Raw genomic sequence first — 14,586 nt, forward strand, 5'->3', positions numbered from 1 at the left:
AACCGCTATCGGCATCATGGCGGATGCCTAAAAATATCTAACCGAACAGTATTGGCTTACAACCCCCTAATGCGTAAGCATCTGGTCCAATTGGTATCGCCCGTCGAGCGCGCAGCGTATTTGATCAACGAACAACCCCCTGTGAGAAACGCCGACGGTCTATCATCACAGTTAGTTGTAACAGGTACGCCCAAACCAGCTAACTGGGTACCGCTGAAAGCCGTTTTCCACAAGGGTGATATCGATGCTTCAGGACACAGCCGTCTATATTCTCTTTATTCTTGCAAGGTATAGATGGGTCCTCATTCCTGTCGCTCTCGTTATTGAAGTGATGAGAGGGCGGTCCGGAGCCCGCTTCGTCGGGTTGTGGACCCTTGCAGCGTTTGTCTTTTGTGTTTTCTCAACACCGCTTCCCAACTTTGTCCTCGTGAACTGGGGGCGGCCTGGGACGGCGAGGGTAGTGGGAACCTATGGCGATCGCCACGCGGGATGGTCGAATTTCCGGGTCGAGCTGAAAACGAACGACGGCAGCGTGCATCAGGTGAGGTACGACAACGAAGACAGCGAGCTGCCACCCCTCTCAACCGACTGGATGCTACGGCTTGGTCCCGATGACCAGTTCAACGTCCGCTACCTGGCATTCTCGCCAGAACATTTTGCAGCGCTGATGGATGATGCCAGCCCTTGGGCCCGGCGTGAGATGTGCCGTCATCTTGCTATGGCACTCATGGACCGTAATGCTTATCTCAAGGACGATGACGCTCCTGATTTTGCCGCGAGACGTATGGACGAGCGGCGCTATGAGAACGATCGATGTTTCGATGTACGCATCGACATGTGGACGCAAGATGCACGATGTCAGTACCTGGCTTCGCGACAGGACTCGCCTGTCGCGAGTTCGGGGGCCGATGCCGTCTGGTCCACGCCGGGACGCTCCTGTGCAAGTTCCGGGTAGTCCAGGTTTCTTGCCGCACCCCCGAAGGGGCGGCAGACGATTCTACTGACGAGCGCACCGCCGCAGATTAAACTTCTGCCACGCTTTCGAATACAAAATGAAACTAGGCCACCATGGACTACCGCATCTCATACGAGCACAGTTTCGCTGATCGTCCCGACCAGTTTATCTCTCAGGTGCCATCGCAGGTCGTTATCGATGTGCCGGCGACAATCCCACGGGCGATGCTGCCGGAGTACCTCACCGGGCTGATACGGCAGAGGTCTCCAAACATTGGCCGTATCCGGAACCTTCGGATACTGTAGTTACGGGGTAGTTTTTTGGTGCCTCGCGAAACTAGACGCCGTGCGCCAGAATTTCATGCCGCTTACTGGGCCGGTCCCGATCCTTGTGTTTGATCGACCGTTGCGTGAGCCACTTCTGGATGAGATTACGACGGGGTGAAAGACGGCACTTCTAATACTTTCTGCAGACAGGGGGAGAAATGCACAGTCGCTTTATCGCCAGCAGCATGCTGGTTCTTTTTACTGCTGGTATCTACACACATGTGGCCATGGCAAGTGATGGTGGACAGAACGCCGCGTCTTCCAGCCACAAGCTGAGAATGTGTGAAATCGCCGATTGCAGTGTTCCTCTTGCCAGCGAACCCTATGAGTGGGTCACCAAAGACGGACGGGTACTGAACAACGGGATTACTGATGAAAGAGGATACGCGGCGGTATCACAGGCTCCAGGGACCAGCGACTATGCGCTTGAAAATGCCAACGCGCGTTGGGATATGCGAGTCGAACCCCGATGCTGGTCACAGAACCTGGAGACATGCGCGAAATTGATCAAGACCACGCAGCACGATGGTTTTGACGATGCGCAAAGTGTTGCCGCACAGCAGAAAGAAAAGACGCTTCAGGAATCGCAAGATCAACAAGTGCAGAAGGACCGGCTTGAGCGGTATCACAAGACCGCCGTAGCCAACGACGATGAGTTGTCTTGGCTTGGGAAATTGCCTCCGGAATGGTCGGAGGATGCGTTCAAGAAACGTCTGGATGCCGTCTACGACCGGATGAAGGGTGATCTAGATCACTTCGACGATTCGTACCAGACGATCCTCACATTTGAGTGCAAGACACCCGGCCAATTTGCTCCGGTGCCTGATGCTGCTGCGGTAACTGCCTATGTAAAGAGTCAGCGCCGAGGGGTGTCCGACGAAGAGCAACGGCGAGCCTGGGATGGCCTTGTTGACGCTGGAAGACAGGGGAACTGGCAAGCACGGCAATTCATTTATTTTGAACTCGATACCGAAATCAACGTCCGTCACAATGGCAATCTTGCACTTGCGTGGCGCTGGCTTCAGCTCAAGGAATGGTTACAGTCGCTTAAGGCTGGAGTTCTGTATGGCAAGTATATTGACGACGTAATGGCCACGGGGATGGATGGCCATAGCAGCGACGTTAATCCCGCCTACGTTTTCGCAGCTCTGCACGGCAGTTATTCCTATATGTTGAAGGTCGGAAAAGCGCTTTCGACGGACGACAAAGACTTCGATGTTCCGCAGACCGATTCTCAATACAAAGAGAAACTGCAGCAATTCCATCAGTTTCAGGCGGTGGCAAAAAGCATGCGTGAATGCCCCCATCTGATGATGCCGGAAATGTTCCCCGGTAACGACGGTAGTTAGCAAACGGCCGTCGCCTTGAGGTACGGCTCATTGAGCAACGATGACCAGTGCCTTGCATTGCTGACAGGTTCGACATTCGGACGCCGATGGATCGCACCTTAGCGATCCATCTCTTGCACCTTTTTGACGATGCGCTTTTAATCGCCCCACCGTGACTTGCGATTTGTGATGGCACGGTGTTGGACTGCTTGTGATGCCGCGCCGAAACGAACGTAAGCACGCGGGTACTGCCGAGCCCAGTTCGGCGCACCTTCCAGGCGGTTGCTCACATCAAACATCTGCGACACCGGCAGCGGATCAATCGCAGGCACATCGCGTTCTACATCGATACCGCAGGCATCAATGATCGCTTTTCGATGTACCGCCAGCGAACCCCTGCTGAACAGCGTCTTCAGATTACTTCCTGATGCCCACATTTCGAGCGTACGTCGATGCGTAGGGTTGGTGACGGCCGATATCGAATCACGCAGCACATTCATCGGGTTGTGACGCTCCAGTCGCAGCGCCGCAAGCTCGCGATCGTATATTTCATTTGCCGTGGGCAACGTCCACGCAGAACCGCGATTCAGCCCGCGCTGCTCCAGATATTTCTTTCCAAGCTTCAGCTCTACGCGAGCGCTCATTTTTGCTGTAACCAACAGACACTTCCACACTTCATCCGCCTGCTCGCCGAGAAGCGCACCGAGAGCGGGATAGGCATGGTGACGCTTGTCTTCGAGTTCCTTACGCTTGTCGTAGATTATCCAGCCGGCGTAGCTTGACGATGCGTTGAACCGAACACCTTCGCCTTCACGCAACACACTCGGTCGATATTGATCGAATGCCATATTGCGGATCATGTGTTGGCGAATTTCGAAGACGGTCACGTTCTCAGGCAACCGATAGCGATGAGTGATATCGACGGCATGGATGTCGAACTCTCCTGCGACCCAAGCAGCAACATCGTCATCAGCGTAGATGATGTTCAGGTGATCGAGAACGCGGACGATGATTTCCGCTGCGAGTGTACGAAGATTGTTCGTACCGAACACGTTGTGCCCCTGCAGCACTTTCAGCGGATTGCATTTGATGCTGATTGCGGTGCCTTTCCGCAGCGAGGTGGCATTGATTCTGGCTCCGTTTGGTACGAGTTGTACGGCGGAACTGAAACGGCTTGTTGTTGCAGGCCGGTTGTCGGAAACCTTGATCCGCTTGTTGCCGAATGCGCGGTGTGGATGTGAAATTTCGATATCAAGTAAGTCGATCATGTCGATCCCGAAAAGGTGAGTGCGTTGTGAGCTGCATATCGCAGCGATGTACTGCACTCAACCTTTACAATTTTCGGAAATCGGCACTTTGTCTAAAATTCTTCGGAGTAGAGGATGACCATAGATATATAGACAGTATGAATTAGTATGCGGATGGTGATCGAACGCGCTCGGAATTGGAACACGGCGGCGAGGTCGATCCCGCCGCCTGCTCTTTCCTGCCGAAATCTACGTAGAAATGTAGATTTCGGCGGCCCATGAACTAGCTGCAAATGCTCGTCATTCATTGAAGATTGCGGACTTGCTGAACACGTACGTGGCAATACGACCACGGTCAGGCAGCGGTAACTGGCGTTGTTGAATCGAACGATTGCCTCAACCTAGCACCAGCCTACTGGCGTCGATCAAGACCCCGTCGCCACTGCACAGCGAACATATGAAGCCGGTGGCCGTGTCACGATCTGCGTTGGAGTAGTCGGGAATAGCGTGTGCGCGTGGGACTGTGGTGATTCAGGGTGGGGGCCGGAGAGAGTGAGCGAATGACTTTCTCTCCGGCGGTGCACTTGCTCAATTCGAATCTGAGGCGTGTTGCATTTGTTACGCTTGGTACCCGTGTCACACTTCAATTGCTCTACGCCACAACACCTGAAACAAACTAGCCAATGCGGCGAGAGCGAGTCACCGGGGGCGGAGTGGGGGGATCGTCCCAATCGTCGAAATCGGCTTCTGCTTCCGAGTCGTCATTCGTGTTCGCTTCCGCAGTCTCGCTGTCCCCATGGTTGAGCCCGAGGCACTCGGAATATTTCTCGTGCCAGTCGTCAGGAGGATTCGAGCCGATGTTCTTCGGAATTTTATTCAGCGCTCTCCAGACCTTGATGTGGTCGTCAATCCCGAGAATCTGGGCGATCTCCCGGAGCGCGCGGCCCTTCTGATGCAGATACCACATGGCGCGCTCTTCAACGGTAGGAGCTATGAAAATGCCCCAATCGAAGTGCATCCGATCGTCCGTTTTCGTTAGGTTGCAAGAAGCCATGCCAACGCCCAGAGGATGCGAACGTTGGAGCGACATTGCGGAGATCGAAAAGCCGAGCGAAGCATCGGGTTCCGGTTCGTACGCGTCGACCACAAGGACCTCGCTACAGTAGTTCCCGCGCCACGTCTTGCAGTCGCCGTGCGGTCCGTGCAAGAACAGGAGGACGACAACACCCTCCTGTTTCGCCTTCGTTTCCAGCCGCAGCAGCATCTCCTTTGTTTCTTCCTGCAACTTCTTAGGGAGCGTCTGCTCTAGCGTAACGCAGCCACCGCGATCGACGTGCGAAAAAAGAAGATGGTTGCCTTCATTGGACAGGCAATCAATATCGGTGGTGCTACCAATCGCTTCAATGCGATGGCGTACGGTGGCAGTTGACGGTAGCTCGTTGTCGGTTTCACTGAGGAGGCGAGCCATCGCGAGTTCATGCGTAGCTGCACGACCATACAACGAGGTCAACCCGGTAACCGCCGGAATTATGCGGTCCGCGATATTCTGCTTTTCGCGCACACGCTGCTCGATGGCTGCGCGCGCATACGACAGTAAGGACGGGTCGAGGACTTGGACAACTATGACTCCACAATCGAAGGCGGGAATTACTGCACGTGCGCTGTCGGCCATGTTCTTCCGCGCCTTTGCCGAAGGCGAGGAAGTTTTGCTGGCAGTCGATCGCTGGCGGCTCACGGTAGTTGAACGAGAAATCGGCATTACTTGCCCTCCACCGAAGCGAGAAGCTGCTGGGTGGCTGACAGCTTCGAACTGTGCGGCACGTTATAGATGCCGATTGCGGTGATCTGGCCTTGCGCAACATGGGCGATCACCGGGTCGGCAGGTGTGCCAGCATTCACCGGCACCGCGTGCGCGCGTTTTGCCGATGCGCAAGCACTCAGCGTCGAAATTACTTCAATCGCAGGCGTAGACGCTGCTTGCATCGCACAGTTGCCCTCGAGTTTTGTAATGGCCTCGTCATCGTCCGGCACCCGTTCAGATACCGATGCCGGGAGCGCAACTACTTCTAAGTCACGGGAGAGCGATTCGCCATCGACTTTGATCTCGTTAATCATCGTGCGCCTCCGTGGTGCCGAGCGCGGCGAGGAAGCGTTCGATATCCGAGAGCTTCCAGCCTATCGCGCGTGCGCCGATTCGGATCGATTGCGGCAGGGAACCCCGCTTCATCATTTCGTAAGCGGTCGTACGGCCGATCTGCAGAATTTCGAGCAGCTCCGCCATGCGAATGATGCGATCCGAAACTGCGATCATGTTGGTTGCAGCAGACTCGTTAGCCGAGGGATTCGCAAAGCGGCCGTTTTGAGTGATGCGGCGGCGCATGCGACGCGGCAACTCGTCAAGATTGACGTAGTCTTTGCTAGGCGCGACGTGGGGCGACTGCGGAGGGCTTGCAATGCTGGCGGCCGTGTCGCAGTCGATCGGGGCCGCGCTGAGCAGCGGTGGCGAGGGATAAAATTTTAGTGAACCCATGGCGATCTGGAATAAGGTTAGCGCGCGCAAGGCGCAATAAATTCCAGACGCAGAAAGGGTCCACCGATCTGTCTTCGCACCCAAGGCCGCAGGCCAAGTGTGCGAGCGCGTCTGGACGCGCAAACATAAACAGATGCAGGTGAACCCCGTTCACTTGCCCAAGGGGAGAACAGCTACCATCTCCACCTTGGAAAACGTTGTGAATATTCATTCACAACCAATCCATCATATCTACACGGGCGAACGTAGTCAATCCCGCCAAGACTGTAACGTCCCCGTCGGACGGATTCTCATCAATCGCTAGGAGCGGTCAGGCGGTTTGTCGCTTTGGGATGCTTGATCGCCACGGCGGCGAACAATGTTTTCGGGCGCGCCCGGATTCTGCATCAGGGTACCGCGCAGGCGTCGCAAGTCATGGCGCTTCCGCTACCACTTTCCTATAGAATCCGGGCTATCACAAATTTGTCACGGTTAGATGCACATACACTGAATTCCGTACTAACTCCGTACGGCACACGGAATTGAGGTGAGGTGCTTCGGTAACTGTTTGATTAAATTGAATATAACTGCGATAATCTATCTCATATGTTCAGCCGATTTATGCCCACCGAGGGCAAGTTCTTTGAAATATTTAATGAGCACGCCAAGTACATCGTTTCGGCGAGCCGCGAACTCGAACTGCTGATCGACAATCTCGCTGACGCGGAGATTCACAAGCAGAACGTGCAAACAGCCGAGAAAGCCGCCGACAAGCTCACGCACGAAACCATCGACCTGCTGCACAAGACCTTCATCACGCCGCTCGACCGCGACGAAATCCACAAGCTGATCACCACGATGGACGACATCCTCGACTTGATGGAGGACGTTGCCACGACCATTTCGCTGTACGACGTGCAGGCGGTCACCTCCGAAGCGAGCCAGCTCGCGCACATCTGCACGGCCACGGCCGAGCGTGTGCAGGCCGCGGTCGCGATGCTGTCCGACATGAAGCAGGCGAGCCAGATCCTCAAGGTCTGCGAGGAGATCGACCGGCTCGAATCGGAAGCCGACAGCGTGCTGCGCTCCGCGATGTCGAAGCTCTTTCGCGAGGAAGACGACGTCAAGACGCTGATTAAACTGAAGGCCGTCTACGAACTGCTCGAATTGATCACCGACAAGTGCGAGGACGTCGCGAACATCCTTGAAGGCATCGTGCTGGAAAACGCCTGATGCATTCGATTCAACTCGCCATCGGAGTGGTGGCCACGCTCGTCGTCGTCGCGCTCGTCTTCGATTTCATGAACGGTTTCCACGACGCGGCGAATTCGATCGCAACCGTCGTGTCGACTGGCGTGCTGAAGCCACAGCAGGCCGTGGCGTTTGCGGCCGCGTTCAATGTCATCGCCTATTTCGTCTTCCATCTGAAAGTCGCACAGACCGTCGGCAAAGGGACGATCGATCCCGCTATCGTCGATCACTACGTCGTGTTCGGCGCGCTGATCGGCGCGATCGGCTGGAACATCGTCACGTGGTATTACGGCATTCCGTCGAGTTCGTCGCATGCGTTGATCGGCGGCCTGGTCGGTGCGGCGCTCGCGAAATCGGGGTGGGGCGCGCTTAACGTCGACGGCCTGCTGAAAACCGTTGCGTTTATTTTCCTGTCGCCGCTGCTCGGTTTCGTGCTCGGCTCGTTCTTCATGCTGGCGGTCTCGTGGATCTACTTCCGCACGCCGCCTAGCAAGGTCGACCGGCGGTTCCGCCGGTTACAGCTCATTTCGGCGGGCCTCTACAGCCTCGGCCACGGTGGCAACGATGCGCAGAAAACCATAGGCATCATCTGGATGCTGCTGATCGCCACAGGCTACGCAGCAAGTACCGCCGACGCGCCGCCGTTGTGGGTGATCGGTGCGTGCTATCTGTCGATGGGGCTCGGCACGCTGTTCGGCGGCTGGCGCATCGTGCGCACGATGGGGCAGAAGATCACCAAGCTGAAACCGGTCGGCGGCTTCTGTGCCGAATCGGGTGGTGCGATCACGCTGTTCCTGGCTTCGTGGCTCGGCATTCCGGTGTCGACGACGCATACCATTACCGGGGCCATCGTCGGTGTCGGCGCGACGCGTAAGCTGAGTGCGGTGCGTTGGGGCGTTGCGGGCAACATCGTCTGGGCTTGGGTGCTGACGATTCCCGCGTCTGCGCTGCTGGCGGCGGTCGGGTGGTGGCTGGGGCACCGTTTGCTGTGAGTTTCCCGCGGGTTCAGTAAGGCGGTAGCGGACCGGCGTCCTGTCCAGGGCGCCGGCCATCATCGACATCAGATGAGCGGCGTACTCCCGCCATCCATCGGCACGATTGCACCGGTCACATAGCTCGCGCGGCGGCTCGCCAGAAACAGCGCGACATCCGCAATTTCCTCCGGCTTCGCATAGCGTCCGAGCGGCACACGTGCTTCGCTGCGCGCCTGGGCTTCGGCGACCTCGATGCCTTGCTTGTCGGCGTCCATCTTCAGTACCTCCTCGACCCGCTCGGTCAGCGTGGCGCCCGGGTTGATCGCATTGATCCGGATGCCGTAGCGCGCGTAGTAATGCGCGAGCCCGACAGTCGCGAGCATCAGTGCGGCATTCGCCGCGCCGCCCGCGATGTGAATATCGCTCGCGACCTTGCCGCCCATCCCGATGATATTCACGATCGTGCCAGGCTCCTTCGCCTGGCCATTCTTGACCCGCTCGGCCATCCGGCGCAGCACTTCCTGCTGCGGGTAGATGTAGGGAAAGTACTTCGCTTCCATCGTCGCGCGGAACGCGTCAGCGTCGAGCAATTCTGGATCGTAGCGGCGCGCGGCGCCGGCGCTGTTGATCAGGATGTCGATCGGACCAACCGCGGTCGTCGCATCTTCAACGACATCGGCGGCGCTGTGCGGGTCGTGCAGATCGGCGCGCGTGAGGTGCACATGCAGCCCTTCGCTCGCGAGCTGCTCGCGGGCCCGCGCGAGATTGGCCGGATCGCGCGACACGATCGCGACTTTGGCGCCTTCCAGTGCGAAGGCACGCGCACACGCCAGGCCAATGCCCTTGCTGCCGCCGGTAATCAGAACCACTTTGTTTGCAAGCCCGAGATCCATCGCCGTTACTCCGCAGTCGAGGGGAATAACGAAAACGATAGCAGAGCTGTGATGACTCCGTACGCGAACTAGCCGGCCAGGGAGCCGGCTGCGTGTCAGTCGCTGCCGTTGGCGAAGCGGGCGATCGGGTCGTCGCCGGTCTGGGTGGGGGCTGGGATCGGACGCGAGGCCGTCGATGCGCGCATGATCTGCACGCTTTCCGCCGTACCGGCCCGGCGCGCCTGTTGCGCCTGGCGAACCGCGATGGAGGAGGGTGGAGGCGGCTCGAATGCGTCGGCGGCGGCGTCGATCGGGTCCGCCGACTGCCGTGTGGTGGCAATCGCCGGATTGGTTTGCACAGCGGTGCTGGCAGCAGGAATGGTTTCCGTGGCGGCCACTGCGTTGCTGTTCGGCATCGAAGCAGGCTCAACCGGCGGTGCCGATGCCGTTGGTGGCGTCACTGCACCCGCAGCACGGGCCTGCATCTGCGCGGCACTCATGCCCGGAGGCGGCGGCTCGAACGGATCGGCGGATGCGGACGCCGTGGCGGCCGTAGGCGCCACACTCGCTGTCAGCGGCGGCTGGCTGGACACGGCACGCATCGTCGGCGCAGCGGCCAGCGGGACCGCTTGCGGCACGGCGGCAGCCACCGTGGCCGGTGCGGCCGGTGCGACACGCTCCGGTACCGTCGACGCCTGATACACCGGCGTATCGAACGGCGCGGTCTTCGCCGGCGCAACCCGGCGGATACCGTCGAAGCGCTTGGCCCAGTACGGATTGGTCAGATAATCGATGCGCACCGTGCCGCCCGTCGACGGCGCGTTGACGAAGCGCAGCTTGCCGACATAGATGCCCACATGCGAATGCGGCCGGCCGGTCGTATTGAAGAAAATCAGGTCGCCGGGCGCGACTTCGTCGGGCTCGATCGTTTCACCGCGGCCGCTCATGTCGGCGGTCGTGCGCGGCAGATTCACCGAGGCGGCCCGATCCACCACGTAGCGCACCAGCCCGCTGCAATCGAATCCGGCCTCCGGCGTGTTACCGCCCCAGCGGTACGGAATGCCAACGAGGCTCATCGCCTGGATCGAGATTTCCTCACGTCCGACGCTGTGATCGACGAAATTAGGAAAGCCGGGCGGGGTGGTGCGGTAGGCGTTGCCGGCTACCGGCGCACTGGATGGGCTGCGCGAAATCCGCTGCGGTGCACTGGAGCACGCGGCGAGCAGCACGACGATCAGCAGCGAAAATCCGAGTCGGCGCATGAAAAGCACGGGCGAGCTAAACGCTCGCTTAAGGCGGACGATGAGCGGATGGTAGCCCGTCCGGGGCGGCTCCGGCAAGAAAAGTTGATAAATTACTTGAAGTTTACGCGCTAAGTGTTGCTCGGTGGTTGCTCAAATGGGCGGCTGTAAACGAAAAAAACCGCGCCCGGCATCACACCGGGCGCGGTTTTGCATGGCTTTCCAGCTGCGACTACAGAATGTCGGACGCGTAATCGGCCAGCCGCGAGCGCTCGCCGCGGGCGAGTGTCACATGACCGCTGTGCGCCCAGCCCTTGAACCGATCGACCACGTACGTGAGCCCCGAACTGCCTTCCGTCAGGTACGGCGTATCGATCTGCGCAATATTGCCGAGGCAGATGATCTTCGTACCGGGACCGGCCCGTGTGACCAGCGTCTTCATCTGCTTCGGCGTCAGGTTCTGGGCCTCGTCGATGATCAGGTACTTGTCGACGAAGGTCCGGCCGCGCATGAAGTTCATGCTCTTGATCTTCAGGCGCGAGCGGATCAGCTCCTGGGTGGCGGCGCGGCCCCATTCGCCGGCGGCATCGTCGGTTTTCTGCAGAACTTCGAGGTTATCGTCGAATGCGCCCATCCACGGCTGCATCTTCTCTTCCTCGGTGCCCGGCAGGAAGCCGATGTCTTCGCCGACCGGCACCGTGGCGCGCGTGACGATGATCTCGTTGTAACGCTTCTCGTCGAGCACCTGCGCAAGACCGGCCGCCAGCGCGACCAGCGTCTTGCCGGTACCTGCCTGGCCGAGCAGCGTGACGAAATCGATGTCCGGATTCATCAGCAGGTTCAGCGCGAAGTTCTGCTCGCGGTTACGCGCCGTGATGCCCCACACGTTGTTCTTGTGGTGGCCGTAGTCGCGCAGCGTCTGCAGCAGCGCGGTCTTGCCGTTCAGCTCGCGCACGAGCGCATGGAACGCCGGTTCGCCGTTCTGCGGTTCGAGAAAGACGAACTCGTTGACGAGCATCGACGCGCACAGCGGGCCGGTCACCCGGTAGTAGGTCGTGCCGGTCTTCGTGTCCTGCCAGCTTTCCATCCCCTTCGCGTGCTTCGTCCAGAAGTCCTGCGGCAGGGCGCGGATACCCGTATAGAGCAGGTCCTTGTCTTCCAGAACCTGGTCGTTGAAGTAGTCTTCGGCGGGCAGGCTGAGCGCGTGCGCCTTGATGCGCATGTTGATGTCTTTCGACACCAGCACGACCTGGCGATCCGCGCGGTCGCGTTGCAGCGCGCGCACGACACCGAGAATCTGGTTGTCGGCCTTGCCTTCCGGCAGACCTTCGACCGGTTCGATGTGCGTCAGCGTGGTCTGGAAGTACAGGTTACCGGCGGCTTCCCGGCTGCCGAGACGCGACAGCGGAATCCCCGCGGAGATCTCGCCCGCGTTGGCCACCAGCGCATCGAGCGTGCGGCTGACCTGACGAGCGTTGCGCGCGACTTCCGACATCCCCTTCTTGTGGTTGTCGAGTTCTTCGAGCGTCATCATCGGCAGATAGACGTCGTGTTCCTCGAAACGGAACAGGCAGGTCGGATCGTGCATCAGCACGTTGGTGTCGAGTACGAACAGCTTGCGGACTTCGACTGCGCCAGTCGCCTTGCCGTTTTTCTTCTCGGTGCCGCGCGGGGCCGGTGCCCGGGCGGTCGGCGCAACGGCCGCCGGTTGCCGGGGCGAGCGCGCGACGACGGGTTCGACCACCGGTTCGGCTTCCGGGCGCGCGGCAGGCACCGGTTGCAGCAAGGCAGCGGTTTGGCGGGATTTCTTCCCACGAGCCTGCGTGGCCGGTTCGGCCGCGGCGGCGGGGACAGGGTGCAACGTGGTGGCGGCGTTGGCCGCATGAGTCATCGGAGCGGCGACGTTCGCCGGAGCATATTCGGCCGACGTCACAGACGTGGCCGGCTCGGCGGCGTTGCCCGGCTTTCTGGCGGATTTGGCCGGTTGGGCTTTGGCCTTGTATTCGTCAGGCGGCAACAGATTGCCGAGCTTGCTGGGCGGGGTAGGCAAAGGCATGGTTTCCCTCGAAGAAATCGGGTCGCATATCGTGCGCCGCCTGTCGCATCCTGCCGGTGCCCATGCTGCGCACGCAGTTTGCGCCCGGAGGCGCGCTTCGGTTTAGAGATGCCGGTTCGCCTGGTCTTCGATCGTCTCCTTGACGAAAGTGCGCTGGCGCATGAAAGAACGGCTACGCACAATTAAAAAAGCCGCCGTCCCGGCAACCGGGACAAGCGGCTCGACTTCGATCATCACGGTGCGCCTTGCGATTCCAGCGCGATTAGCGCGAAACCTGGCGCAGCGGAGAAGAGAATGGGGTAGACAGGCACTCATTGCAGCCCAATATAACGCGCCTCATAGCGCTTGTACAGCCTCCAGAATAGCGTCGACATGGCCTGGTACCTTGACGCCGCGCCATTCCTGGCGCAATACACCGTTGCCGTCGATCAGAAACGTGGAGCGTTCGATTCCACGTACTTCTTTGCCATACATTTTCTTCATTTTGATGACGCTGAAGAGCGCGCACAGCGTTTCGTCGCTATCGGAGACGAGCGGAAACGGCAATTCCAGCTTCGCCTTGAAGTTGTCATGCGACCGAACGCTGTCGCGCGATACGCCGACGATCTCCGCGCCGGCCTTCTTGAACTTCGGGTACAGATCGCGAAACTGCAGACCTTCGGTCGTGCAGCCCGGCGTGTTGTCCTTCGGATAAAAATACAGCACCACCTTTTTGCCCCGCAGACCGGACAGCGTGAAATCTCCGCCGGTTGCCGGTGCGGTGAAGTCGGGGACGGGTTGGTCGACTGCGATGGGCACGAGGTTCTCCGTTTGTTATGGTCTGCGCCGTCGTCTGAGTGCGACACCACTGGACCTGAGCATCGAGGCGGGGAGGACAAGCCCGGTGGCGGACAGCTGGCCGAACTGACGCTTGGTCGATCAGCCGGGCTGAACAATCAGTTCGCCGGAGCGGCCGGGAATTTCACCCCACGTGACAGGGTACGATGGCAGCGAGTCGCGGTCCAGCGCGGCATGATAGTCGCCCATCGTGGCAAACGTATGGCCCTGCGCGCGCCATCCGTCGAGCAGTTGTTCGAAGATGGGTGCGAGCTTCTGTCCTTCGAGCTCCGCATGCAGCGTGAAGACCTGATCGTGCGGATTGTTTTCGGTGCGTTTGAGCAGCCATGCGGCCACCGTGTCGGTGTCGACTCCGTCCACGCCGAGCACTTCGTCGAGCGTGGGCAGTGTGGTCGGCATCTGCACATGGTTCAACGTCTTGCCGTCGACCACCGGAAAATACGGCGTATGGCCGCGCCCATCGGACGCGTAGCGCATGCCCCACGCGTCGATCTGCTCGAACGCGTGGCCGTTCATCTGCCAGCCTGCTGCGCCGTGCGTGACGGGCGGCGTACCGAATATCTCGACGAAGCGCGCATGGCTCTTCTGCATCTGCGCGACGGTCCATTCGCGTGTACGGGTACGAACGTTGTCCTGCCAGTACACGTGGTCCCACGTGTGAATGCCGCATTCGAAGCCGGCTTCGTGGATCGCGCGCATGTTCGACGCCGCGCGCGCACCGATGTCCGGACCGGGCAGCAACACGCCGTACATCAGTTGTTTGAGCCCGTAATGCTCGACCACCGACGTGCGCGACACCTTCTGCAGAAAACCCGGCCGCAGCACGCGCCGCATCGCCCAGCCGGTGTGGTCGGGTCCGAGGCTGAATAGAAAAGTGGCGCGCGCCTTGAAGCGGTCGAAAATACGCGCAAGGTTCGGCACGCCTTCGCGGGTGCCGCGCAGCGTGTCGACGTCGATCTTCAGAACGATACGGGCCAAGAGTGCGCTCTG

The 14,586-nt window shown here is 59.4% G+C and carries 14 protein-coding genes; 4 read left to right on the top strand and 10 right to left on the bottom strand.

All coding sequences use genetic code 11. The features are described 5' to 3' along the window. The first annotated feature begins 244 nt into the window (after positions 1 to 244). A complete protein-coding gene (locus M0D65_RS26855) occupies positions 245 to 955 on the top strand; it encodes a hypothetical protein (protein ID WP_266255300.1) in 711 nt (236 codons plus the stop codon). Positions 956 to 1,439: 484 nt separating this feature from the next. Then, on the top strand, positions 1,440 to 2,630 hold the full coding sequence (locus M0D65_RS26865; RefSeq protein WP_266255302.1) for a hypothetical protein: 1,191 nt from the start codon (positions 1,440 to 1,442) through the stop codon (positions 2,628 to 2,630). A gap of 137 nt (positions 2,631 to 2,767) precedes the next feature. Here the strand turns inward: M0D65_RS26865 and M0D65_RS26870 are convergent, their stop codons facing one another. The 4 genes from M0D65_RS26870 to M0D65_RS26885 form a co-directional block, all read right to left on the bottom strand. Next, entirely contained in the window at positions 2,768 to 3,877 is a 1,110-nt protein-coding gene (locus M0D65_RS26870; RefSeq protein WP_266255303.1) for a phage/plasmid replication protein, II/X family, read from the bottom strand. A gap of 655 nt (positions 3,878 to 4,532) precedes the next feature. Then, the gene (locus tag M0D65_RS26875; RefSeq protein WP_266255304.1) at positions 4,533 to 5,615 is read right to left on the bottom strand and encodes a hypothetical protein; all 1,083 of its coding nucleotides are present in this window, start codon (positions 5,613 to 5,615) and stop codon (positions 4,533 to 4,535) included. Then, complete coding sequence (locus M0D65_RS26880) at positions 5,615 to 5,971, bottom strand: hypothetical protein (protein WP_266255305.1); 357 nt, start codon at positions 5,969 to 5,971, stop codon at positions 5,615 to 5,617. The genes M0D65_RS26875 and M0D65_RS26880 overlap by 1 nt, the downstream gene beginning before the upstream one ends. Continuing rightward, a complete protein-coding gene (locus M0D65_RS26885; protein ID WP_266255306.1) occupies positions 5,964 to 6,416 on the bottom strand; it encodes an AlpA family transcriptional regulator in 453 nt (150 codons plus the stop codon). Before M0D65_RS26885 ends, M0D65_RS26880 begins: the two co-directional genes overlap by 8 nt. Positions 6,417 to 6,971: 555 nt before the next feature. On the opposite strand from M0D65_RS26885, the gene M0D65_RS26890 reads away from it, so the two are divergent. Further along, positions 6,972 to 7,598, top strand: a complete 627-nt coding sequence (locus tag M0D65_RS26890) for a DUF47 domain-containing protein (RefSeq protein WP_266255307.1) — start codon at positions 6,972 to 6,974, stop codon at positions 7,596 to 7,598. Continuing rightward, positions 7,598 to 8,608 (top strand): inorganic phosphate transporter, encoded by a 1,011-nt coding sequence (locus M0D65_RS26895; protein ID WP_266255308.1) that lies wholly within the window; start codon positions 7,598 to 7,600, stop codon positions 8,606 to 8,608. Before M0D65_RS26890 ends, M0D65_RS26895 begins: the two co-directional genes overlap by 1 nt. A gap of 68 nt (positions 8,609 to 8,676) precedes the next feature. Here M0D65_RS26895 and M0D65_RS26900 read toward each other — a convergent pair whose 3' ends face one another. The 6 genes from M0D65_RS26900 to M0D65_RS26925 form a co-directional block, all read right to left on the bottom strand. Next, positions 8,677 to 9,483 (bottom strand): SDR family oxidoreductase, encoded by an 807-nt coding sequence (locus tag M0D65_RS26900; RefSeq protein ID WP_266255309.1) that lies wholly within the window; start codon positions 9,481 to 9,483, stop codon positions 8,677 to 8,679. Positions 9,484 to 9,578: 95 nt separating this feature from the next. Beyond that, positions 9,579 to 10,724 carry a C40 family peptidase gene (locus M0D65_RS26905; protein WP_266255310.1) on the bottom strand — a complete coding sequence of 382 codons (1,146 nt, stop codon included), beginning with the start codon at positions 10,722 to 10,724 and terminating at the stop codon, positions 9,579 to 9,581. A 211-nt stretch (positions 10,725 to 10,935) separates the two neighbouring features. After that, positions 10,936 to 12,759, bottom strand: coding sequence for a PhoH family protein (locus M0D65_RS26910; RefSeq protein WP_266255311.1), 1,824 nt, complete (start codon positions 12,757 to 12,759; stop codon positions 10,936 to 10,938). 102 nt (positions 12,760 to 12,861) lie between these two features. Continuing rightward, positions 12,862 to 12,993, bottom strand: a complete 132-nt coding sequence (locus tag M0D65_RS26915) for a hypothetical protein (protein ID WP_266255312.1) — start codon at positions 12,991 to 12,993, stop codon at positions 12,862 to 12,864. Positions 12,994 to 13,095: 102 nt separating this feature from the next. After that, the gene (locus tag M0D65_RS26920) at positions 13,096 to 13,557 is read right to left on the bottom strand and encodes a peroxiredoxin (RefSeq protein WP_091016385.1); all 462 of its coding nucleotides are present in this window, start codon (positions 13,555 to 13,557) and stop codon (positions 13,096 to 13,098) included. Positions 13,558 to 13,677: 120 nt separating this feature from the next. Beyond that, entirely contained in the window at positions 13,678 to 14,574 is an 897-nt protein-coding gene (locus tag M0D65_RS26925) for a polysaccharide deacetylase family protein (RefSeq protein WP_266255313.1), read from the bottom strand. Between the last annotated feature and the right edge of the window lie 12 nt (positions 14,575 to 14,586).

The organism is Paraburkholderia sp. CHISQ3, assembly GCF_030464945.1.
Classification (GTDB): Bacteria; Pseudomonadota; Gammaproteobacteria; order Burkholderiales; family Burkholderiaceae; genus Paraburkholderia; species Paraburkholderia megapolitana.

Bases quoted from the DNA above. Each gene is read 5' to 3' on its own strand.
- M0D65_RS26855 (WP_266255300.1), top strand. From the start codon at position 245: ATGCTTCAGGACACAGCCGTCTATATTCTCTTTATTCTTGCAAGGTAT.
- M0D65_RS26865 (WP_266255302.1), top strand. From the start codon at position 1,440: ATGCACAGTCGCTTTATCGCCAGCAGCATGCTGGTTCTTTTTACTGCT.
- M0D65_RS26870 (WP_266255303.1), bottom strand. From the start codon at position 3,877: ATGATCGACTTACTTGATATCGAAATTTCACATCCACACCGCGCATTC.
- M0D65_RS26875 (WP_266255304.1), bottom strand. From the start codon at position 5,615: ATGCCGATTTCTCGTTCAACTACCGTGAGCCGCCAGCGATCGACTGCC.
- M0D65_RS26880 (WP_266255305.1), bottom strand. From the start codon at position 5,971: ATGATTAACGAGATCAAAGTCGATGGCGAATCGCTCTCCCGTGACTTA.
- M0D65_RS26890 (WP_266255307.1), top strand. From the start codon at position 6,972: ATGTTCAGCCGATTTATGCCCACCGAGGGCAAGTTCTTTGAAATATTT.
- M0D65_RS26895 (WP_266255308.1), top strand. From the start codon at position 7,598: ATGCATTCGATTCAACTCGCCATCGGAGTGGTGGCCACGCTCGTCGTC.
- M0D65_RS26900 (WP_266255309.1), bottom strand. From the start codon at position 9,483: ATGGATCTCGGGCTTGCAAACAAAGTGGTTCTGATTACCGGCGGCAGC.
- M0D65_RS26905 (WP_266255310.1), bottom strand. From the start codon at position 10,724: ATGCGCCGACTCGGATTTTCGCTGCTGATCGTCGTGCTGCTCGCCGCG.
- M0D65_RS26910 (WP_266255311.1), bottom strand. From the start codon at position 12,759: ATGCCTTTGCCTACCCCGCCCAGCAAGCTCGGCAATCTGTTGCCGCCT.
- M0D65_RS26915 (WP_266255312.1), bottom strand. From the start codon at position 12,993: ATGATCGAAGTCGAGCCGCTTGTCCCGGTTGCCGGGACGGCGGCTTTT.